The organism is Leucobacter luti (assembly GCF_004217175.1).
In the GTDB taxonomy this organism is placed as follows: Bacteria; Actinomycetota; Actinomycetes; order Actinomycetales; family Microbacteriaceae; genus Leucobacter; species Leucobacter luti.
Window position 1 is genome coordinate 47,399 of the sequence record NZ_SHKI01000008.1, and the last position, 20,081, is coordinate 67,479.

The following is a 20,081-nucleotide window of genomic DNA, read 5'->3' on the forward strand; positions in this document are numbered from 1 at the left end:
CGAAACCCCTATTCCCCGAAAGGAGTTCCGGGAGCGCCACCTGCACCGGGCTCGGTGTCGGGTTGCTGCCCCGCCCGCGGGCATCACGCAGGTGTAGGCTTGACACCGTACGTCCGCTCACGCGCGGACGCCCACCCCTATTGCGCAAACACCGAGGGAGATCCCACTTGGCCGATCAGCAGTTTGACATTGTCGTCCTGGGCGGCGGAAGCGCCGGTTACGCGGTAGCGATCCGCGCTATGCAGCTTGGACTCACCGCCGCAGTCATTGAGAAAGACAAGCTCGGCGGTACGTGTTTGCATCGGGGGTGCGTTCCCACCAAGGCCCTCCTGCACGCCGCTGAAATCGCAGACGTTGCGCGCTCCGGCGAGGCATACGGCATCAACTCGAGCGTCGCCGGCATCGACATCGCCAAGGTCAACAGCTACCGCGAGAATCTCGTCGCCGGGAAGCATAAGGGCCTCCAGGGCCTCTTGAAGGCGAACAAGATCCCCGTGATCGCGGGCGAGGGCCGCCTCGTTGCGCCGAACACGGTGCAGGTGGGCGCGGATCGCATCATCGGCAAGCACGTCGTGCTCGCTACCGGCTCCTACTCGCGCTCGCTGCCCGGCCTGGAGATCTCCGGCCGCGTGATCACGAGCGAGCAGGCGCTCGAACTGCAGGAGGTCCCGGCGCGCGTCGCGATCCTCGGCGGCGGCGTCATCGGCGTCGAGTTCGCGAGCGTCTGGCGCTCGTTCGGTGCCGAGGTCACGATCATCGAGGGCCTGCCCCACCTCGTCCCGAACGAGGAAGAGTCGATCTCCAAGCAGCTTGAGCGCGCGTTCCGCAAGCGCGGCATCGACTACAAGCTGGGCGTTCGTTTCCAGTCGGTCACCCAAGACGCCTCGAGCGTCACGGTGAACCTCGAAGACGGCACCGTGGTCAACGCGGACTACCTGCTCGTCGCAGTGGGCCGTGGCCCGTCGACGCAGGGGCTCGGCTATGAAGAGGTCGGGATTGAAATGGATCGCGGCTTCGTGCTCACCAATGAGCGCCTCGCGACGAACGTCCCCGGCGTGTACGCGGTGGGCGACATCGTCCCCGGCCTGCAGCTCGCGCACCGCGGCTACCAGCAGGGCATCTTCGTCGCGGAGGAGATCGCTGGGCTCAACCCGGTGGTCGTCGCCGACGTCAACATCCCGAAGGTCACGTACTGCGACCCCGAGATCGCGTCCGTCGGCCTCACCGAGGCGAAGGCGAAGGAGCAGTACGGCGACGCGAACGTGACCAGCTACGAGTACAACCTCGCTGGCAACGCAAAGAGCTCGATCCTCGGCACCGCTGGATCGGTCAAGGCGGTTCGCGTGGTCGACGGCCCCGTGGTCGGCGTGCACATGATTGGTGCGCGCGTCGGCGAGCTCGTCGGTGAGGCGCAGCTCATCGTGAACTGGGAAGCGTACCCCGAGGACGTTGCACCGTTTATCCATGGCCACCCGACGCAGAACGAGACCATCGGTGAGACGATGCTCAAGCTCGCCGGCAAGCCGCTGCACGCCATCTAAGCGCGCCCAACAGACATACGTAACGAAACGGAGAAATGCACGATGAGTGAATCGGTGGTCCTCCCAGCACTGGGCGAGAGCGTAACCGAGGGGACGGTGACCCGCTGGCTCAAGAACGTTGGTGACACCGTCGAGATCGACGAGCCGCTGCTCGAGGTGTCGACCGACAAGGTCGACACTGAGATCCCCTCGCCCGTAGCAGGCGTACTCCAGGAGATCCTGGTCCAGGAAGACGAGACGGCAGAGGTGGGCGCCGTGCTCGCAGTGGTTGGCGACGGCGCTGCGGCCCCCGCGGCTGCTGCCCCGGCGGCTCCCGCACAGGCCGAGGCGCCGGCGGCTCCGGCAGCCGAGGCACCCGCTGCGCCCGCGGCACCGGCTGAGGTCCCCGTAGCCGCCGCGCCCGCAGCCGAGGCTCCCGCCGCCGGTGGCGACGGCCAGGACGTGGTGTTGCCCTCCCTGGGTGAGAGCATCACCGAGGGCACGGTGACGCGCTGGCTGAAGAACGTCGGCGACACCGTCGAGGTGGACGAGCCGCTGCTTGAGGTGTCGACGGACAAGGTCGACACCGAGGTACCCTCGCCGATCGCGGGTGTGCTGCAGGCAATCCTCGCGCAGGAAGACGAGACCGTCGAGGTGGGCGCAGCACTCGCCCGCATCGGCTCGGGTGCGGCGCCCGCGGCGGCAGCTCCGGCGCCCGCAGCAGCGGCTCCCGCAGCAGCGGCTCCCGAGGCTCCGGCTCCGGCAGCAGCACCCGCACCCGCAGCAGCACCGGCTCCGGCAGCAGCACCGGCTCCCGCGGCACCGGCCCCCGCACCCGCGGCTCCGGCGCCCGCAGCAGCACCGGCGCCCGCGGCCGCAGCAGCTCCCGCCACCGATTCCGCCGCCGGCTACGTCACGCCGATCGTGCGCAAGCTCGCGAACGAGCGCGGTGTTGACCTCGCGCGCGTGACCGGCACGGGCGTGGGCGGCCGAATCCGCAAGGAAGACGTGCTCGCCGCAGCCGCAGCCGCAGCCGCTCCCGCGGCAGCCGCACCGGCAGCTTCGGCCGCCGCGGCACCGGTCGTTGAGGTGTCGGAGCTTCGTGGCACCACGCAGAAGATGAGCCGCCTCCGCAAGGTCATCGCCGAGCGCGCCGTCGCATCCCTGCAGGGCACCGCTCAGCTGACCACCGTGGTCGAGGTCGACGTGACCCGCGTTGCCCAGCTGCGCCAGGCGCACAAGGACGAGTTCCTTGCGAAGACCGGTTCGAAGCTCTCGTTCCTGCCGTTCTTCGCGCTCGCCGCGGCTGAGGCACTGCGCACCTACCCGATCATCAATGCGACGGTTGAGGGCGACTCCATCGTCTACCCCGACACCGAGAACATCAGCATTGCGGTCGACACCGAGCGCGGGCTGCTCACCCCCGTGCTGCGCGCGGCGGGCGAGAAGAGCCTGGCCGAGATCTCCGGCGAAATCGCCGACCTCGCCCAGCGCACCCGCGACAACAAGCTCACGCCCGACGAGCTGAGCGGGGGCACGTTCACGCTCACCAACACGGGTTCGCGCGGCGCACTGTTCGACACCCCGCTCGTGTTCCTGCCGCAGGTCGCGATTCTGGGCACTGGCGCGGTCGTGAAGAAGCCCGCAGTGATCTCGGGGCCCGAGGGCGACTCGATTGCAATTCGCTCCACGGTGTACCTGGCCCTGTCGTACGATCACCGCATCGTCGACGGTGCGGACGCCGCTCGCTTCCTCACGCAGGTGCGCCTGCGTCTTGAAGCTGGCGATTTCGCGGGCAACTTCGGGTACTAGCCCGCGTTCCCGGCTGCAGGCCGCGGCTGCTCCTCGGAGCGGTCGCGGCCTTCGCGCGTTTCAGCGAGTGTGGGTGACCTCGTGCGAGGCGCCGTCGTGCGGGGTGATTCTCACCCGAATCGCGGCGCTCACGGCCTCGGCGGCGCTCGACGCACTCCACGCGTCGCCCCAGTCAACGATCTCGCTCACCGCGGCGGTGAGTGCCTCGTCGAGGAGCGCTGCAGCCCCCGCGTGATCGGCGGCCTTGAGAAAGCGGCGAAGCCCGCGCAGCGGCACGCCGAGCGTCCGGCAGCCCGCGTCGTGCCCACCCCGAGAGTGCCGGCGCTCCCCCATCAGCATCCCAACACAGCTGCCGCGTGCGCGGAGCTCGATGGCGGCGTGACACCGCCGTTCAAGCTCGGCCGCCAGTCGCCCAGCGGCCCCCGGCCGCAGCGGGCCGCGCGCTCCCCGGGGTCCCGGGGAACCTCGTGTCTGCGCGTTCCGACGCGCTTCGAACCCGATACCTGCCGTCATGCGGAGCTCCGTTCATTTCGTCGGTGCAGACACGAACACTGCCTCCAGTCTGACCGCGAACCGCCCACACCCACGCGGCTCGTCCACAGGCGGAATCCCCGCTGTAAGCGAACAGCGCCCCCGCCCGCGAGCGCTTCGGTCCGTGAGACACCGGAGAACCGGTATCCTGGTTCACATGGCAGCAGAAAAGGCGAAGCGCGACGGCCGCATCAAGCAGATGATCGAGGTCTATCGGACCACGAAGGTCACGGACCGCAATCTGCCGTGGATTCTGCTGCTCGTGTTTATCGCGCCGATCCTCGTATCGGTCGCCCTCGCCTGGCTCCTGCCCGGGAGCTGGCTCTCCTGGGTCGTCTGGCCGCTCTCCGGCATCCTTGTCGGCCTGCTGCTCGCGATGATCGTGCTCGGTCGGCGCGCCGAGAAGACGGCATACCAGCAGATCGAGGGCCGCCCGGGCGCAGTGGGCGCCGTGGTGCAGGGCGCGCTGCGTCGCTCGTGGCGCGGGTCCGAGGTTCCGATCGCCATGAACCGCAACCAGGACGCCGTCTATCGCGTCGTGGGCCGCGGCGGCGTGGTGCTCATCTCCGAGGGTTCACGCAGTCGCACGGAGCGCATGGCGGCCGACGAGGAGCGCAAGGTGAAGCGCGCGCTCCGCAACGTCGAGGTGGTGCACCTCTACGTGGGCCCCGACGGCGACGGCGTGCCGCTGGCGAAGCTCTCGAAGACGCTCGTCAAGCTCAAGCCGAAGCTCAACCGCAACGAGGTTGCCGCGGTCTACAACCGCCTGTCGTCGCTGCAGGCCGCGCCGGTGGGCATCCCCAAGGGGATGGACCCCAACCGCGTCCGTTCGCAGCGTCCCCGCTAGGGCCATGCAGAACTCCTCGCCGCAGCGTTTCGGTGATCTTGAGCCCAGCAAGTGGCCCGGTGAACGGCTCGGCCTGCCCGAGTCTGGACCGCGCTCGGTTGCCCGCGTGGGCAGCCGCATCATGGCGATCATCATCGACTGGGGCCTCGCAGCGCTCCCGGCGTTCTTCTTGATCGGCGGCCCCAACGCCACGGTGTGGAACCTGCTGTTCTTTGCGCTGATCCAGATCGTGTTTATCCCCACGATCGGCGGCTCACTCGGGCATCGCGTGCTCGGGCTGCGCGTCGTGTCGATTGCGGGCGGCTGGGTGGGCGTCTGGCGCCCAATCGTGCGCACCGTGCTGCTGTGCCTCGTGATCCCCGTCCTCGTGTGGGATTCGGACCAGCGGGGCTTCCACGACAAGATCGCGGGCACCGTATTGATTCGCTCACCAGAGCGTTCGTAACATCCGCGTAACACTGGACTCACGGTTTTGAAACCCGGCGGGCATAGTCTTGTCATAAGCGAACGATGCCGATGAGGCGCACGAGCAACGAGGAGCAGTATGTTCAAGACCCCGCAGGAAGTCATCGACTTCATTAAGGAGACGGACGTCAAGTTCGTCGACATCCGGTTCACTGATCTCCCCGGAGTGCAGCAGCACTTCAACATCCCCGCTGCGACGGTGGACGAGGATTTCTTTGAGGTCGGGCAGATGTTCGATGGTTCCTCGATCCGCGGCTTCGCCGGGATCGCCGAGTCAGACATGCAGCTCATCCCCGATGTCACCACCGCGTACGTCGACCAGTTCCGCCTGGAGCGCACGCTGATCGTCGTCTGCGACATCTTCAACCCGCGCACCGGCGAGATCTACTCGAAGGATCCGCGTCAGGTGGCCAAGAAGGCCGAGCAGTACCTGATTTCGACCGGGATCGCCGACACCGCGTTCTTCGCTCCCGAGGCCGAGTTCTACATCCTCGACTCGGTGCGCTACGAGACGACGCCGCAGCGCACCTTCTACGAGATCGACTCGGAGGAGGCGCACTGGAACTCGGGCCGCAAGGTCGAGGGCGGCAACCTGGGCAACACCACCCCCGCAAAGGGCGGCTACTTCCCCGTCTCCCCCGTCGACAAGCAGGCTGATCTGCGCGACGACATCTCGCTTCGCCTCATCGAGGCGGGCCTGCAGCTTGAGCGCTCCCACCACGAGGTTGGCGCTCCTGGCCAGGCCGAGATCAACTACCGCTTCGACACGCTGGTGAACGCCGCGGACGACGTGCTCAAGTTCAAGTACGTGGTCAAGAACACGGCCGAGCTGTGGGGCAAGACCGCCACGTTCATGCCGAAGCCGGTCTTTGGCGACAACGGCTCGGGCATGCACACGCACATGTCGCTCTGGAAGGGCGGCGATCCGCTGTTCTACGACGAGAACGGCTACGCCGGGCTGTCAGACCTTGCGCGCTGGTACATCGGCGGTATCCTGCACCACGCCCCCGCGCTGCTCGCGTTCACGAACCCGACGATCAACAGCTACCGTCGTCTCGTCAAGGGCTACGAGGCCCCCGTGAACCTCGCCTACTCGGCCGGCAACCGCTCAGCAGCGGTCCGCATTCCGCTCACGGGCTCGAACCCGAAGGCAAAGCGCATTGAGTTCCGTGCACCGGACGCCTCGGGCAACCCCTACCTCGCCTTTGCCGCGCAGCTCATGGCGGGCCTGGACGGGATCCGCAACCGCATCGAGCCGATGGACCCCATCGACAAGGACCTGTACGAGCTGCCCCCCGAGGAAGCGAAGAACATCCCGCAGGTGCCCGGCTCGCTCGAGGAGGCCCTCGCCGCACTCGAGGCGGATCACGACTTCCTGCTCGAGGGCGGGGTCTTCACGGAGGAGCTGATCCAGACCTGGATCTCGCTGAAGCACGAGGCCGAGATCACGCCGATGGCGCTCCGGCCGCACCCGTTCGAGTTCGAGCTCTACTACGGCGTGTAACCACCGCACACGCGAAAGCCCCCGGCCGCATCCGAGAGGATGCGGCCGGGGGCTTTCGTGATCTGGGGCGAGAGATTCTCACCCGGTAGCAACGTCGCTGTTGCGGCGCTGGGTGGCGCTAGGATTCGAGTTCATCCTCGAACTCAGCCCCGTCTTCTGCGAGCAGGGCCTCCAGGAGTGTTTGTAAGTACTGCATAACGATCAGATTACGCTTGGATAACGAATTTCGCTAGCCTTTTCTGTGAACGAGTGCTGAACGTTGCGGAACACTACGGAAGCGCCCGGCGCTACGGGAGCTCGGGGAACTCCTGCTCATCGACGTATCCGAAGAACTCTCGCTCAACGACACCGCGTGCCCGCCGCGAGACGGCGAACCAGCGCTCCTCAAGCTCGGACGTGCGGCGGCGCGGCATCCCGAGCACATTCGCGATCCCCTCGAGCTCGTTGCGGTCGGTGGGGAGCGCGTCCGAGGAGCGGCCGTTCCAGAGCTTCAGTGCCGAGCGCACACTGCTCGCGAAGCGCCACGACTCCGCGAGGTGCTCAGCGTCGTCGGGCGCGATCAGCTCACGGTCCACGGCGGCCGCAAGCGCGGTGAGGGTGGCAACGGTGCGCAGCTCGGGGTGCGCGGCGCCGTGCCGCAGCTGCAGCAGCTGCACCAGCCACTCCACGTCGCTCACTCCCCCCGGCCCAAGCTTGAGGTGGCGGGTGGGGTCGGCGCCGCGCGGCAGCCGCTCGGCCTCGACGCGCGCCTTCATGCGGCGCACCTCGCGGGTCTGCGTCTCTGTGAAGTTCGCGGGGTACCGGATCTCGTCGGCGAGCTCGATGAACGCGGCGCCCAGCGCCGGATCCCCCGCCACGGGGCGCGCGCGCAGCAGCGCCTGCGCCTCCCACGTGACCGACCAGCGCTCGTAGTAGGCGCGCGACGCGTCGAGACTGCGCGCGAGCGGCCCGTTCTTGCCCTCCGGCCGCAGATCGAAGTCGAGGTCCACGGCGAAGCGCGGGTCGGAGACGAGGCGTCGCAGCTCGGACACCCGCTTGATCGCCTCGCGCGCCGCCGCGTCGGGTGCGACGTCGGTGAGCGGGCGGTACACGGCGATGAGGTCGATATCCGAGGCAAAGCCCATCTCACCCCCGCCGTAACGTCCCATGCCGATCAGGGCCAGCGCGACGTTCGGGGTGACGCCCGCGGCCGCCTCCGCGCGTCCAAGCGCGAGCAGCAGGCCGTCAAGAAGCGCCGTGTGCGCGGAGTCGAGACCGACGGCCACCTCGGGGTCGTCAATCACGCCGGTGATGCGCCCCATCGCGAGCCTGAGGACTTCCCGCCGGTGCACCGTGCGCAGCGCGGCGGCCGCTTCGTCGAGCGTGGCCCGGCGCGACGCGAGCGCGCGCATCTCCTCAAGCAGCGTCGTGAGGCCGATGGGGCGCAGCAGCGCATCGCGCTCCAGCCACGCCACGGCGTCCGGAATCGTCTCGAGCAGCTCTGCGGCGAAGCGTGAGGACGACAGCACACGCGTGAGGCGCTCTGCGGCCTCGGTGCCGTCGCGCAGCAGCCGCAGGTACCAGGGCGCCTCGCTGTTCGCCTCGCTCACGCGCCTGAACGCGATGAGCCCGTAGTCGGGGTCGGTCCCGTCGGCGAGCCACTGCAAGAGCACGGGCAGCAGGTTGCGGTGGATGCGGGCGCGACGCTTGGTGCCGCGCGTAAGCGCCGTGAGGTGCCGCATCGCGCCGTCCGGGTCCCGGAAGCCGATGCTCGCGAGCCGGGCGCGCGCCTCGTCGCTGCCGAGCACCAGCTCTTCTTCCGGGAGGGCAGCGACCGCGCTGAGCAGCGGCGCGTAGAAGATCTTCAGGTGCAGCTCGCGCACCTCGCGCTTGGTGCGCCCCCAGGCCGCAAGGAGCTCGTCGCCCGTGGCGGCGAGCCCGCTCGCACGCGCAAGCACGCGCAGCCCCTCCGGATCGAGCGGCATGATCGCGGTGCGACGCAGTTCGCGCAGCTGCAACCGGTGCTCGAGCACGCGCAAGAACTGGTAGTCGGCGATGAGTCGCTCGCCGTCGCTCCGGGCGACGTACCCGCCGTCGACGAGCGCGCGCAGGGCGGGTAGGGTGCCGCGCAGGTGCAATCGCTCGGTGTACTGGCCGTGAACGAGCTGCAGCAGCTGCACGCTGAACTCGATGTCGCGCAGGCCGCCCGGCCCGAGCTTGAGCTGCACCTCAAGGTCGTCGTCGGCGATGTGCTCGGTGACGCGCTCGCGCATCCGCTGCACGGATCCGACGAAGTCTTCGCGGGACGAAGAGGACCAGACGAGATCGCGGGTGCCGGCCACAAACTCGGCGCCGAGCGCCAGGTCGCCGGCGAGCGGACGGGCTTTCAGGAGCGCCTGAAACTCCCAGCCCTTGGCCCAGCGATCGTAGTACGCGAGCATCGAGCCGAGCGTGCGCACGAGTGCGCCGTGCCGTCCCTCGGGGCGAAGGTTGGCATCGAGCTGCCACAGCGGCGGCTCGATGCCGGGATCGTGAATCCCCCGCATGGTCTCGGTGGCGAGCCGCGTGGCGATCCGGATCATGCCGTCCGTGTCGAGCTCGGAATCCTCCTCGCACTCGGCAATGAAGACGACGTCAACGTCGGAGACCACGTTGAGTTCTTCGGCGCCGCACTTGCCCATCGCGACCACGGCGAGGCGCGTCGCCGCGAGACGCTCGGCCCGCACCGGCGGGCCGCTCAGTCCCGCGGCGAGGGTTGCCCGCGCCACCGTGAGGGATGCCTCAACGGCTGCCGCCGCGAGCACGGAGAGCGAGGCGGCCACGGCCTCGAAGCTCTCGAGCGCGCGACCCTCCGCCGCCCGTTCGAGGTCAAACAGCATCACGCGCGCGAGCTGGCGCCGATACGCGACCCGCAGCGCGGTCCAGCCAGCCTCGGCAGGAACCGCGCCCCCGGCGTGCTCGGCCCCGGCCACGGCATCGAGCAGGGCCGCCTGGGCCTCGCCCGCATCCACGAGCGCCCCACCCTCACCCAGCAGCTCGGCCAGCCCAGCCGGATGCCGCACAAAGAAGTCGCCGAGGGCGGGGGACGCACCCACGAGGAGGCAGAGCCTGCGCAGCGTCTCCGCGCCGAGGTCTGCGGCGATCGCGGGGTGGCGCTCAAGCAGGTCCCTGACACGGATCAGCGCCGCGTCGGAGTCCGCCGCCGCGCTGAAGGCGCGCAGGAGCTCGTCCTGACTCACCGGGAGATCGGGCAGCAGCGCGGCCAGGCCGTCTCGGGAGCCCGTGAGCTCCTGGAAGCCAGCCCGTGCGACCTCGGCGAGTTTGAGCCCGCGGGGTTCGTCAGCCATCGGACCTCGCCGCGTCACACCGTGTCGAGCATCGATGACAGCTCGTAGGGCGTCACCTGGCTGCGGTACTCGGCCACCTCGCGCCGCTTGTCGCGGAGGAAGTAGGCGAACACTTGCTCACCGAGGGTCTCCGCGACCAGCTCTGAGCGCTCCATGACCGCGAGCGCGTGGTCGAGGCTCGTGGGCAGCGGGTCGAACCCCATGGCCCGACGCTCGCCATCGCTGAGCGCCCAGACGTTGTTCTCAGCCTCGGGCGGCAGCTCGTACTCCTCGCTGATGCCCTTCAAACCGGCAGCAAGCAGCACCGAGAGCCCCAGGTACGGGTTGACCGCGCTATCGAGGCCGCGGTACTCCACCCGCGCCGCGCCGCCCTTGCCGGGCTTGTACATCGGAACGCGCACGAGCGCCGAGCGGTTGTTGTGGCCCCAGCTCACGAATGAGGGGGCCTCGTCGCCGCCCCAGAGCCGCTTGTACGAGTTGATGTACTGGTTCGTGATCGCCGTGATCTCGGGGGCGTGCTTGAGCAGCCCGGCTACGAAGCGGCGGCCCGTCTGCGAGAGCTGGTACTTGGCTGCCGGATCGTAGAACGCGTTCGTGTCGCCCTCGAAGAGCGAGAGGTGCGTGTGCATGCCCGAGCCGGGGTGCCCGGCGAGCGGCTTCGGCATGAACGTGGCGTGCACGCCCTGCGAGATCGCCACCTCCTTGATGACCGTGCGGAACGTCATCAGGTTGTCGGCGGTGGTGAGCGCGTCTGCGTACCGAAGGTCGATCTCATTCTGCCCGGGCCCGGCCTCGTGGTGGCTGAACTCGACCGAGATACCGAGGTCTTCGAGCATCGCGACGCTCTCGCGACGGAAGTCGTGGGCCGTGCCGCCGGGCACGTTGTCGAAGTAGCCGGCGCGGTCAACGGGCACGGGTCCCTTGCGGCCGAAGTCCTTCGACTTCAGCAGGTAGAACTCCACCTCGGGGTGCGTGTAGAACGTGAAGCCCTGCTCGGCGGCGTGCGCGAGCGTGCGCTTGAGCACGTTGCGCGGATCCGCCACCGCTGGCTCGCCGTTTGGCGTGCTGATGTCGCAGAACATGCGCGCCGTGGGCGCCTCCTTGCTGCGCCAGGGCAGCAGCTGGAAGGTGCTCGGATCGGGTACCGCGAGCAGATCGGACTCGTACGCGCGAGTCATACCCTCAATCGCTGAGCCATCGAAGCCGATGCCCTCGCTGAATGCGCCCTCCACCTCGGCGGGGGCGAGCGCAACGGATTTCAGCGTGCCAGACACATCGCTAAACCAGAGGCGCACGAACTTTACGCCGCGCTCCTCGATCGTACGAAGGACGAAATCACGCTGTTTGCTCACACCGGCTCCGTTTCATTGGGGCGTTTCAGCTTCCGCGTGTAACACGCGGTTGCTGCGTCGGGTTCAGACTACAACGCCCCCGTGACAGTCGTGTTACAGAACGCCTGCACGGGGGCGAGAACACTAGCGCAGGCGGTCGTCTGCGTCGTCCTCCTCGCGCCACACCCGCGCGCGCTCCGCGATAATCGACTGCGCGTGGAGCGCTTCCTCGCGCGTGGTGAACGGCCCGATGCGATCGATGGACAGAGACTGGGGCCCGTCTTCGACCAGCCCGGTGTGCGTGTTGAACCAGTAGGTCTCTTCGGGATCGTCGATCCCCCACTCGCGCTTACTCATGAGCGTGTTCCCTTCGCTTTTGCCTTCGCGCGCGGTGAGCACCGCGTGTACTTCATAGACTAGATGCATGCCCTTCGACACACACGGAAATTTGATCCCCGGCACGCGACCGGCCGCGCGACAGGTCCCGGCGAGCATCGCTCGTCCCCCCTACGTGGGTCTGGTCGCTCCCCCGGCGCACGTGGGCGACAACACCTACACGGAGGATGAGATCGCGCGTATCCGCGCGGCCGGGCGGATCGCGTCCCGGGCGCTCGACGCCGTGGCGGCTGTGGTGCGGCCGGGCGTCACCACGGCAGAGCTTGACCGCGTGGCACACGAGTACGTTGTCGGCGCGGGCGCGTACCCGTCAACGCTCGGGTACCGTGGCTTCCCCGCGTCCTCCTGCACGTCGGTGAACGAGGTGATCTGCCACGGTATCCCCGACGACACGGTGCTGCGCGAAGGAGACATCGTCAACGTCGATGTGACCGCGTACCTCGACGGGGTGCACGGCGACACCAACCGCACCTTCCGCGTGGGCGAGGTGACGGAGGAGATCGACCTGCTCGTGGAGCGCACACACGAGGCAATGATGCGCGGGATCAAGGCGGCAAAGCCCGGCCGGGCCGTCAACGTGATCGGCCGCGTCATCGAGACCTACGCCAAGCGCTTCGGCTACGGGGTGGTGCGTGATTTCACCGGCCACGGCGTGGGCACGTCGTTCCACACGGGGCTCATCATCCCCCACTATGATTCAGCGCCCACCTACGGCGACATCATCGTGCCGGGCATGGTCTTCACCGTTGAACCGATGCTGACGCTCGGCACACACGAGTGGGATCAGTGGAGCGACGGCTGGACGGTCACCACCCGCGACAAGAGTGTCACCGCACAGTTTGAGCACACCATCGTGGTGCGCGAGGACGGCTTCGAGCTCCTCACCGTTTCCGACTAGGCGGTCGCCCCCCCAACGAACACAGCCCCGGCGCAGTGCGCCGGGGCTGTGTGTGGAATGGGCCGGATCATACGCCGGGTTCTGTCGCGCTGAACGAGTTCAGCGGTGACGGTCATCTCTCTCGGGGCACTGTTGCCAGTACCCTCTAGCGGCCTACCCGAGGACTCGGCGGGGCGCGTCATCATCCTCTGTCTGGCCTTGCTCCGAACGAGGTTTACCTGGCCGCCCGTGTCACCACGAGCGCCGGTGGTCTCTTACACCACCCTTTCAGCCTTACCCGGCGCGGCAAGCCTCGCCGGGCGGTCTACTCTCTGTTGCACTTTCTCGCGGGTTACCCCGGGTGGGCGTTACCCACCGTTCTCCCCTGCGGAGCCCGGACGTTCCTCGGCGCGTGCACTCTCGTGCCGCGACGCGACCGCCTCACCGACCCATTCCGCACCCCAGTCTAGCGACTGCGCGGAACAGCGCCGAAATCGCACCGCGAGACGACCCAGCGGCGTCACCGGTTCAGCAAGCTCGCCCGCTGCCGCCACCCGGTCAGCCGATCGGTGGCACCCGGCCAGCCAAGCGGTGGCACCCGGCTGACTACTCCTCGTCGACGCGGACGAGGATCGCGCCGGTGCCGGGGCAGTACACGAGCTCGTCGGGCGCGGCGGCGCGGATGTCACTGAGCTCAGCGGGCGCGAGGGCCATGTTGCTCGCCTCGGACACGTTGCCGCGCAGGCGGGCCGCGCCGATCCCGATCCGCGCACGGAGCGCCTCGTACTCGGCGAGCACGTCGCGCTGCACCTCGGCCGCGAGCCCGGCCCGCTCCTCGGCGTTCGATGCCAGCTCGCGGTCGATCGCGGCCTCGGCAGCGTCAATTGCGTCCTGGAGTTCTGCCCGGCGCGCGTCAACGCCGCCGAGCACGCGCTCGGCCTCGGCGAACGCGGCCTGAGCCTGCTCCTGCAGCTCCATGATCTCAAGCTGGCGCTCCTCGAGCTCGCTCATGCGCCGCGCGAGCGTGTCGAGCTCGCTCTGCAGCGCTTGCGCCTCCTTCGAGGAGGTACTCACGGCGATGAGCTCCTCGTCGCGGGTGCGGCGCTGACGCACGAGCGTCACGTCTGCCTCAACGCGCTCGATCTCGGCGGTGTGCGTGTCGAGCTCGCGCTGCGCGGCCATGTAGCTCTCGCGAGCCGCTCCAATCTCGTCGCTCAGCCCGTCGAGCGCCGCGCGCTCCGGCAGGGTGGCGCGCCTGCGGCGCAACCGTGCGATGGTGGTGTCGAGATCTTGCAGTTCGAGCAGGAGTCGCTGCTGGCGAGGGCTGGCCTTCATACCCTTAGCCTAGCGGTGAGTCAGCCCGCCGCCCCCACCGAAAAGTCCCACGGGTCGGTGCGCAGCTCGCTCACTCGGAACTCCACGCCGGGCAGCCGCGCGGCGAGCCGCTCCGCCGCGCCAGCGAGCCACAGCGACTCGCTCGCCCAGTGCGCCACATCAACGAGCGCGGGCCCGCCCACCGCGGACGAGAGCTCAAGCGACTCCTGGGCGGGGTGGTGGCGAAGGTCCGAGGTCACATAGACGTCTGCGCCGCGCACCTCCGGGTGGTCGAGCAGGCTGTCCCCGGCTCCGCCGAGGAGGGCGACCCGGGAGATCATGCGCTCCGGGTCGCCGGCAACCCGCACCCCCGTCACGGTCCGCGGCAGTTCGGCGGCGACCCGCCCGGCGAAGGCGCGGAGCGTGAGCGGCGCGGCGAGATCGCCGACGCGGCCAATCCCGGCAGCGGGATCGGCCCCGGGGACGATCGGGCGCGCGTGCAGGAGGCCGAGCCTGCGCGCGATCACGTCGGAGACGCCCCCCTCGGGCGCGTCAGCGTTCGTGTGCGCCGCGAGCAGGGCGCACTCGCCCCGAATGAGCCGCGCGAGCAGCGCGCCCTTTGCCGTGTCCTCGGCGAGCGTGTGAATGCCACGCAGCAACAGCGGGTGGTGGGTGAGCAGCGCGTCGGCGCGCCAGTCGAGCGCCTCCGAAACCGTGGCATCGACCGCGTCGACCGCGAGCAGGACGCGGCGGAGCGGAGCCCCGTCGGCGCCGGATACGAGGCCGACTCGGTCCCAGCTCTCGGCGGTCGCGGCCGGCCACATCTCCTCGGCGACGCGGCGCAGATCGGCGATGGTGTGAGCTGGGACGGTGGACACGGGCTACCTCCGAAGGAGTTTGCGGGCGATGACGTTGCCGAGCAGCTGGACGAGCTGCACGATCAGAATGATGATGAGCACCGCGGACCAGGTGACCCACGGGTTGAACTGACGATACCCGTACTGCAGGGCGAGGTTGCCGAGCCCGCCGCCGCCAACCACGCCGGCCATTGCGGTCATATCGACCACCGCGATGAACGCAAAGGTGTAGCCGAGCACGAGCGGGCCGAGCCCCTCGGGGATCAGTACCGTGAAGATGGTGCGCAGCGGACCGGCCCCCATCGCGCGGGACGCCTCAATCACGCCGGGCGAGACCGTCAGGAGGTTTTGCTCGACGAGGCGCGCAATGCCGAACGTGGCCGCGAACACGAGCACGAACATGAGGGCGCGATCCCCGATCCCCGTACCGACCACGAGTCGCGCCACCGGAGTGAGCGCCGCAATCAGAATCACGAACGGGATCGGGCGGAAGAAATTGACGAGGAAGTTTAGGATCACGAACACGCCGCGGTTCTGCAGCAGTCCCCCGCGCCGGGTGACCGTGAGCGCCACGCCCACGACGAGCCCGATGGCCCCGCCGATGCCCATGGCGACGACCACGTACATGAGGGTCTGCAGCGTGGCCTCAAGGAACTTGCCGCTCGCGAGCAGGTCAAGAAGTCGGTCCATTAGGCGAGCACCTCCAGCTCGGTTTCCTGCGCGAGCGCTGCAACGGCGTGTTCCACGCGCAGTTCGTCTCCGATGAGCTCAAGCGTGAGCTTGCCGAAGCTTCTCCCGCCGACGTCCGTGATCCCGCCGTGGACGATACTCACTCCCACGCCGCGCTCGGCGAGCGTGCGGAACACGACAGGCTGGTCAACGTCCCCGTCTCGGAACGTGAGGCTCACCAGCCGCCCGCGGTGCCGCTCGCGCAGCTTCTCCAGGTGGTCGGCCGCGGGCTGGCTCGGCAGCGCGGTGGCCACAAACTTGCGAGTGGTATCGCTCTCGGGCGCCGAGAACACCTCGAACACGTCGCCCTGCTCCACCGTGCGGCCCCCGTCAATCACGGTGACCCGGTCGGCGATCTCGCGCACCACCTCCATCTCGTGGGTGATGAGAATGATCGTGATCCCAAGCTCGTCGTTGACGCGCTTGAGCAGCGCGAGTACCTCGCGCGAGGTTTCGGGGTCGAGCGCGCTCGTCGCCTCGTCCGCGAGGAGCACGCCGGGGGACGTCGCGAGCGCGCGGGCGATCCCGACGCGCTGCTTCTGCCCGCCAGAGAGCTGGTCCACGTACGCGCCGGCCCGATCCTGCAGCCCGACGAAGTCGAGCAGTTCCGCCACGCGCGCGGCGCGCTCCGGGCCGGGCACGCCGGCGACCACGAGGGGGTACTCGACGTTCTTTGCCACCGTCTTCGAGTGGAACAGGTTGAACTGCTGAAAGATCATGCCGATCTGTGAGCGGATGGGGCGGAGCTGCCGCTCGGTGAGACCCGTCAGCTCGTCATCGCCGACGCGGATCGTTCCGCTCGTCGCGCGCTCAAGCCCGTTGATGAGGCGCAGGAGCGTGCTCTTGCCGGCGCCGGAGTAGCCGATAATCGCGTGGATCTCCCCCGACGCGACCGAGATCGAGACGTCGTCGACCGCGACGATCTCGGGATCGCCCTTCCCGCGGCCCGGGTAGCGCTTGCCAACGCCGCTCAGTTGCACCCGTGTCACCGTGTGGTCCTCTCAATCGGTGTGTCTGCGGCGGCGCGAGGTCGCGCCAGCAGAACTCTATTCTCCGACCTGGGCCGGATACGACCGAATCGGGACGGCGCGTGGTGCTCGCCGCCCCGATCCGGGCTAGTGCTGTGCGGGTCGTTACTTCGACTGTGCGCGGTAGTCGTCCTCAGCCTGCTTCAGGATGTCCTTGAGCTCCGAGACGGGGGTCTTGAGCAGCACCGCGCCGTCGCCGACGTAGTCCTTCACTGCCGCCTGCACATCGGTGTTGTTCTGGTAGATGTCGACGAGCTTCAGGTAGGTCTCGTTGTCAGCGTCGTCTGCACGGGCCGCGAAGATGTTCGTGTAGGGCGCCGCGGCTGCGTCGTCCGCGCTGTCGGATCCCAGCGAGTCGTCGAAGCTCAGGCCGGCCGGCTCCACGAAGTCGTTGTTCACCACGCCGCCGTCGACGTCGGGCAGCGCGCCCGGGATGCCGGCCGCGTCGAGCTCGGTGACGGTCACCTTCGACTTGTCGGCAATGATGTCGTCGAGCGTCGAGCTCGAGTTGCCGCCGTCCGCGAGCTCGATGAGGCCGAGCTTCTGGAGCACGAGCAGCGCGCGGGCACGGTTCGACTCGTCGTTCGGCACCGCGATCGTGCCGCCCTCGGGGATGTCTTCGATCGAGTCGTACTTCGCCGAGAACAGGTTCATCGGGTAGATCACGGTGGCGCCGAGCGGCACCAGGTCGTCGTCTGCATCGACGTTGTGCGCCGCGAGGAACGCGATGTGCTGGAACTGGTTGAGATCGAGCTCACCCTCGCTCAGCAGCGGGTTCGGCTGGGGGTACTCGGCGAAATCGACGATCTCGACCGTGATGCCTTCCTCGGCCGCCGCGTCAACGAACGTGTCCCAGTAGGGCTGCCCGCCCGGGACGACGCCGATCTTGACGGTCGTGTCCTCGGCGGCCGGCGCGCACCCCGCGAGGGCGGTGGTTGCCGCGAGCGCGAGTGCGGTGATCGAGGCGGCGAGGATGCCGCGCTTCCTGATCGTCATGAGGTCCTCATTATTCGTGGAGAGCTGGGCGCGGGCGGTGGCCCGCGCGGAACTCCCCTAGCTTCTCCGATCTCCCCGCCACGCGGTAATCACGGTGTCACACTCCGTCATCCGCGTGGGATACTAGAGGTGACGCGACAGCGTCCCGGCGGGCAGGCCGAACCCTCTTCAGAACCGTTTGGAAGGACCCTCCGTTCACATGAACCAGCGCGCAGATGCTCACCTGGAAGCTTGGAAAGCGAAGCAGGAACTCGCAGAGCGGATGATCCCGCTCATCGGGCAGCTCTACCGCGACCACGACGTGGTCATGTCCGTTCATGGCCGCAGCCTCGTGGGCCGCTCGTCAATTGACATCATCCGCGCGCACCGCTCCGCCCGCAAGATTGACGAGGTCGAGCTGCCGCTCGAGGAGTCCTCCGCGATCGTCGCGGCCCTCGCGAAGCTCCAGCCCGGTCCGGTGTCGGTCGACCTCGCGCTGCTCGCGAACGGGTTCCGCGCCGCCGCCGGCGACGATCTGGAGGCGTACCTCCGCGAGGTGCTGGCTCCCGCGTTCGACGCGCAGCCGGGCCGCGGCACCGACGTGGTGCTCTACGGCTTCGGGCGCATCGGACGGCTCCTCGCCCGCATCATCATCGACCACTCGGGCTCGGGCAACGGCCTGAACCTGCGCGCGATCGTGGTGCGCCGCGGTTCAGAGAACGACCTGGTGAAGCGCGCCAACCTGCTGCGCCGCGACTCGGTGCACGGTCCGTTCAACGGCACGATCACCGTGCTCGAGGACGAGGACGCGATCCTCGCCAACGGCGTCCGCATCCAGGTCATCTACTCGAACGATCCCGCGAGCGTTGACTACACGCAGTACGGCATCGAGGATGCCATCCTCGTGGACAACACGGGCCGCTGGCGCGATGCCGAGGGCCTCGGACAGCACCTCAAGAACCAGGGCATCGCCCGCGTGCTGCTGACCGCCCCGGGCAAGGGTGACATGCTCAACGTGGTCTACGGCGTGAACAACGACAAGATCACCGACGCGGATACCATCGTCTCGGCAGCCTCGTGCACCACGAACGCGATCACGCCGGTGCTCAAGGTCATGAACGACGAGTTCGGGGTGAAGCGCGGTCACGTTGAGACCGTGCATTCGTACACCAACGATCAGAACCTCATCGACAACTTCCACAAGGGCGACCGCCGCGGCCGCTCGGCAGCCCTCAACATGGTGCTCACCGAGACCGGAGCCGCGAAGGCCGTGTCGAAGGCGCTCCCCGAGTTCGAGGGCAAGCTCACCGGCAACGCGATCCGCGTTCCCACGCCGGACGTGTCGATGGCGGTGCTCAACCTGCAGCTCGAGCGCGAGACCACGGTCGAGGAGATCAACTCCCTGCTTGAGCAGGTGTCGCTCACCGGCGCCCTGCGCACGCAGATCGAGTACGTCGAGTCGCCCGAGATCGTGTCGACCGACTTCGTCGGCTCCAACCGCGCCGGCATCGTCGACGGGCTCGCCACGATCGTGACCGGCGATACCGCCGTGCTGTACGTCTGGTACGACAACGAGTACGGTTACAGCTGCCAGGTCGTTCGCGTGATCGAGCAGCTCGCCGGGAGCCACCCGGCGCACCTCCCCGCCCGCACCGCCTAGCCACCGACGCGTCACCGCGCCAGGACCCGCCCCAGAGAAAGGACCTGCAAGATGTCTGAAAAGTACCTCATCGGAGTCGACGGATCTGAACAGAGCCGCGTGGCGCTCGCCTGGGGGCTCGCCCGAGCCACCGAGCGCGGCGCAACCGTGCAGCTGCTGCACGTCGCCGACGATTCGTTCCTTTCCGAGAGCGTTGCATTCCTCTCTGAGGCGCAGAAGGCGTCCGAGCAGATGCTCGAGGCCGAGGTCGCCTACGCCCGAAGCCTCGGCTTCACCGGCGAGATCTCGGGTTCCGCGGTCGTGGGACACCCCATCGCCGAGGTCGAGGAGGCCTCGAAGAGCGCCGACCTGCTCATCCTGGGCCAGCACAGCGGCACCCGCTTTGCCGGCTCGTTCTTCGGCACGCGCGCCGTCAAGGTCGCCGCGACGGCGCACTGCCCCGTCGCGGTGATCCCGACGGTCGACGCAACCCCAAACGCCGGCGTGGTGGTGGGCATCGACGGGTCCGAGGCCTCGCAGCGCGCGATCGCCTACGCGGCCGAGGAGGCGTCGTTCCGCGGCGCCCCGCTCATTGCGGTCTACGCCTGGATGCCGCCGCTCACCCCCGGGCTCGAGTATCTCTGGAGCGAAGAGCTCGTCGAGTCGCAGCGCAGCGCCGCCGAGGAAGCAATCGCGATCGGCGTTGCCGGCCTCGCCGAGCGATACCCGGACCTCGAGGTGCGCCGCGAGATCATCCAGGCGCCGCCCGTCGCGGCGCTGGTGCAGGCCGCGGAGGGCGCTCAGCTCCTCGTCGTCGGCAGCCGCGGCCGCGGTGGGATCTCCCGGCTCCTGCTCGGCTCCGTGAGCCACGGCGTGCTGCAGGCGCTGCCCTGCCCGGTCATCGTGACCCGCGCGTAACGCCACCCGTAC

At 68.6% G+C, this 20,081-nt stretch carries 17 protein-coding genes and 1 other RNA gene; 8 read left to right on the forward strand and 10 right to left on the reverse strand.

Annotated elements, in window-relative coordinates; all coding sequences use genetic code 11:
- Window positions 1–167 precede the first annotated feature (167 nt).
- The gene (lpdA, locus tag EV139_RS14995; protein WP_130455557.1) at window positions 168–1,541 is read left to right on the forward strand and encodes a dihydrolipoyl dehydrogenase; all 1,374 of its coding nucleotides are present in this window, start codon (window positions 168–170) and stop codon (window positions 1,539–1,541) included.
- 42 nt (window positions 1,542–1,583) lie between these two features.
- The gene (gene sucB / locus EV139_RS15000; RefSeq protein ID WP_130455559.1) at window positions 1,584–3,332 is read left to right on the forward strand and encodes a 2-oxoglutarate dehydrogenase, E2 component, dihydrolipoamide succinyltransferase; all 1,749 of its coding nucleotides are present in this window, start codon (window positions 1,584–1,586) and stop codon (window positions 3,330–3,332) included.
- 60 nt (window positions 3,333–3,392) lie between these two features.
- Here sucB and EV139_RS15005 read toward each other — a convergent pair whose 3' ends face one another.
- The gene (locus tag EV139_RS15005) at window positions 3,393–3,665 is read right to left on the reverse strand and encodes a hypothetical protein (RefSeq protein ID WP_130455561.1); all 273 of its coding nucleotides are present in this window, start codon (window positions 3,663–3,665) and stop codon (window positions 3,393–3,395) included.
- A 355-nt stretch (window positions 3,666–4,020) separates the two neighbouring features.
- Between EV139_RS15005 and EV139_RS15010 the strand changes: the two genes are divergently transcribed.
- The 3 genes from EV139_RS15010 to glnA (EV139_RS15020) all read left to right on the forward strand — a co-directional run bounded on the left by EV139_RS15010 (window position 4,021) and on the right by glnA (EV139_RS15020) (window position 6,679).
- A complete protein-coding gene (locus EV139_RS15010; protein WP_130455563.1) occupies window positions 4,021–4,710 on the forward strand; it encodes a DUF4191 domain-containing protein in 690 nt (229 codons plus the stop codon).
- A 4-nt stretch (window positions 4,711–4,714) separates the two neighbouring features.
- Window positions 4,715–5,155, forward strand: a complete 441-nt coding sequence (locus EV139_RS15015; RefSeq protein ID WP_130455565.1) for an RDD family protein — start codon at window positions 4,715–4,717, stop codon at window positions 5,153–5,155.
- A 99-nt stretch (window positions 5,156–5,254) separates the two neighbouring features.
- Window positions 5,255–6,679: a type I glutamate--ammonia ligase gene (gene glnA, locus EV139_RS15020; RefSeq protein WP_130455567.1), complete on the forward strand. Its 1,425-nt coding sequence runs from the start codon at window positions 5,255–5,257 to the stop codon at window positions 6,677–6,679.
- A 287-nt stretch (window positions 6,680–6,966) separates the two neighbouring features.
- On the opposite strand, the gene EV139_RS15025 is transcribed toward glnA (EV139_RS15020), so the two are convergent.
- The 3 genes from EV139_RS15025 to EV139_RS15035 form a co-directional block, all read right to left on the reverse strand.
- Window positions 6,967–10,005 carry a bifunctional [glutamine synthetase] adenylyltransferase/[glutamine synthetase]-adenylyl-L-tyrosine phosphorylase gene (locus EV139_RS15025; RefSeq protein WP_130455569.1) on the reverse strand — a complete coding sequence of 1,013 codons (3,039 nt, stop codon included), beginning with the start codon at window positions 10,003–10,005 and terminating at the stop codon, window positions 6,967–6,969.
- A gap of 14 nt (window positions 10,006–10,019) precedes the next feature.
- Complete coding sequence (gene glnA, locus EV139_RS15030) at window positions 10,020–11,357, reverse strand: type I glutamate--ammonia ligase (protein WP_130455571.1); 1,338 nt, start codon at window positions 11,355–11,357, stop codon at window positions 10,020–10,022.
- 123 nt (window positions 11,358–11,480) lie between these two features.
- Window positions 11,481–11,693, reverse strand: a complete 213-nt coding sequence (locus EV139_RS15035; protein WP_130455573.1) for a methionine aminopeptidase — start codon at window positions 11,691–11,693, stop codon at window positions 11,481–11,483.
- A gap of 67 nt (window positions 11,694–11,760) precedes the next feature.
- Between EV139_RS15035 and map the strand changes: the two genes are divergently transcribed.
- Window positions 11,761–12,630: a type I methionyl aminopeptidase gene (map, locus tag EV139_RS15040; RefSeq protein ID WP_130455575.1), complete on the forward strand. Its 870-nt coding sequence runs from the start codon at window positions 11,761–11,763 to the stop codon at window positions 12,628–12,630.
- A 54-nt stretch (window positions 12,631–12,684) separates the two neighbouring features.
- On the opposite strand, the gene rnpB is transcribed toward map, so the two are convergent.
- From rnpB to EV139_RS15070, 6 genes are all read right to left on the reverse strand, one after another.
- Window positions 12,685–13,061: RNase P RNA component class A (rnpB, locus tag EV139_RS15045), an RNA gene on the reverse strand.
- A 154-nt stretch (window positions 13,062–13,215) separates the two neighbouring features.
- A complete protein-coding gene (locus tag EV139_RS15050; RefSeq protein WP_130455577.1) occupies window positions 13,216–13,944 on the reverse strand; it encodes a zinc ribbon domain-containing protein in 729 nt (242 codons plus the stop codon).
- A gap of 20 nt (window positions 13,945–13,964) precedes the next feature.
- Window positions 13,965–14,801 (reverse strand): Nif3-like dinuclear metal center hexameric protein, encoded by an 837-nt coding sequence (locus tag EV139_RS15055; RefSeq protein WP_130455579.1) that lies wholly within the window; start codon window positions 14,799–14,801, stop codon window positions 13,965–13,967.
- Between the two features lie 3 nt (window positions 14,802–14,804).
- Window positions 14,805–15,470 (reverse strand): methionine ABC transporter permease, encoded by a 666-nt coding sequence (locus EV139_RS15060; RefSeq protein ID WP_130455581.1) that lies wholly within the window; start codon window positions 15,468–15,470, stop codon window positions 14,805–14,807.
- Entirely contained in the window at window positions 15,470–16,498 is a 1,029-nt protein-coding gene (locus EV139_RS15065; RefSeq protein WP_130455583.1) for a methionine ABC transporter ATP-binding protein, read from the reverse strand. The genes EV139_RS15060 and EV139_RS15065 overlap by 1 nt, the downstream gene beginning before the upstream one ends.
- A 144-nt stretch (window positions 16,499–16,642) precedes the next feature.
- Entirely contained in the window at window positions 16,643–17,533 is an 891-nt protein-coding gene (locus EV139_RS15070; protein ID WP_130455585.1) for a MetQ/NlpA family ABC transporter substrate-binding protein, read from the reverse strand.
- 199 nt (window positions 17,534–17,732) lie between these two features.
- On the opposite strand from EV139_RS15070, the gene EV139_RS15075 reads away from it, so the two are divergent.
- Window positions 17,733–19,172, forward strand: coding sequence for a glyceraldehyde-3-phosphate dehydrogenase (locus EV139_RS15075; RefSeq protein ID WP_130455587.1), 1,440 nt, complete (start codon window positions 17,733–17,735; stop codon window positions 19,170–19,172).
- A 51-nt stretch (window positions 19,173–19,223) separates the two neighbouring features.
- Window positions 19,224–20,069, forward strand: coding sequence for a universal stress protein (locus tag EV139_RS15080; protein WP_130455589.1), 846 nt, complete (start codon window positions 19,224–19,226; stop codon window positions 20,067–20,069).
- Window positions 20,070–20,081 lie beyond the last annotated feature (12 nt).

Excerpts from the sequence above, each read along its gene's own strand:
- map (WP_130455575.1), top strand. The coding sequence starts at position 11,761 with ATGCCCTTCGACACACACGGAAATTTGATCCCCGGCACGCGACCGGCC.
- EV139_RS15015 (WP_130455565.1), top strand. The coding sequence starts at position 4,715 with ATGCAGAACTCCTCGCCGCAGCGTTTCGGTGATCTTGAGCCCAGCAAG.
- EV139_RS15005 (WP_130455561.1), bottom strand. The coding sequence starts at position 3,665 with ATGGGGGAGCGCCGGCACTCTCGGGGTGGGCACGACGCGGGCTGCCGG.
- EV139_RS15060 (WP_130455581.1), bottom strand. The coding sequence starts at position 15,470 with ATGGACCGACTTCTTGACCTGCTCGCGAGCGGCAAGTTCCTTGAGGCC.
- EV139_RS15080 (WP_130455589.1), top strand. The coding sequence starts at position 19,224 with ATGTCTGAAAAGTACCTCATCGGAGTCGACGGATCTGAACAGAGCCGC.
- EV139_RS15050 (WP_130455577.1), bottom strand. The coding sequence starts at position 13,944 with ATGAAGGCCAGCCCTCGCCAGCAGCGACTCCTGCTCGAACTGCAAGAT.
- EV139_RS15070 (WP_130455585.1), bottom strand. The coding sequence starts at position 17,533 with ATGACGATCAGGAAGCGCGGCATCCTCGCCGCCTCGATCACCGCACTC.
- EV139_RS15035 (WP_130455573.1), bottom strand. The coding sequence starts at position 11,693 with ATGAGTAAGCGCGAGTGGGGGATCGACGATCCCGAAGAGACCTACTGG.
- EV139_RS15075 (WP_130455587.1), top strand. The coding sequence starts at position 17,733 with ATGAACCAGCGCGCAGATGCTCACCTGGAAGCTTGGAAAGCGAAGCAG.
- EV139_RS15025 (WP_130455569.1), bottom strand. The coding sequence starts at position 10,005 with ATGGCTGACGAACCCCGCGGGCTCAAACTCGCCGAGGTCGCACGGGCT.
- EV139_RS15010 (WP_130455563.1), top strand. The coding sequence starts at position 4,021 with ATGGCAGCAGAAAAGGCGAAGCGCGACGGCCGCATCAAGCAGATGATC.
- sucB (WP_130455559.1), top strand. The coding sequence starts at position 1,584 with ATGAGTGAATCGGTGGTCCTCCCAGCACTGGGCGAGAGCGTAACCGAG.
- glnA (WP_130455567.1), top strand. The coding sequence starts at position 5,255 with ATGTTCAAGACCCCGCAGGAAGTCATCGACTTCATTAAGGAGACGGAC.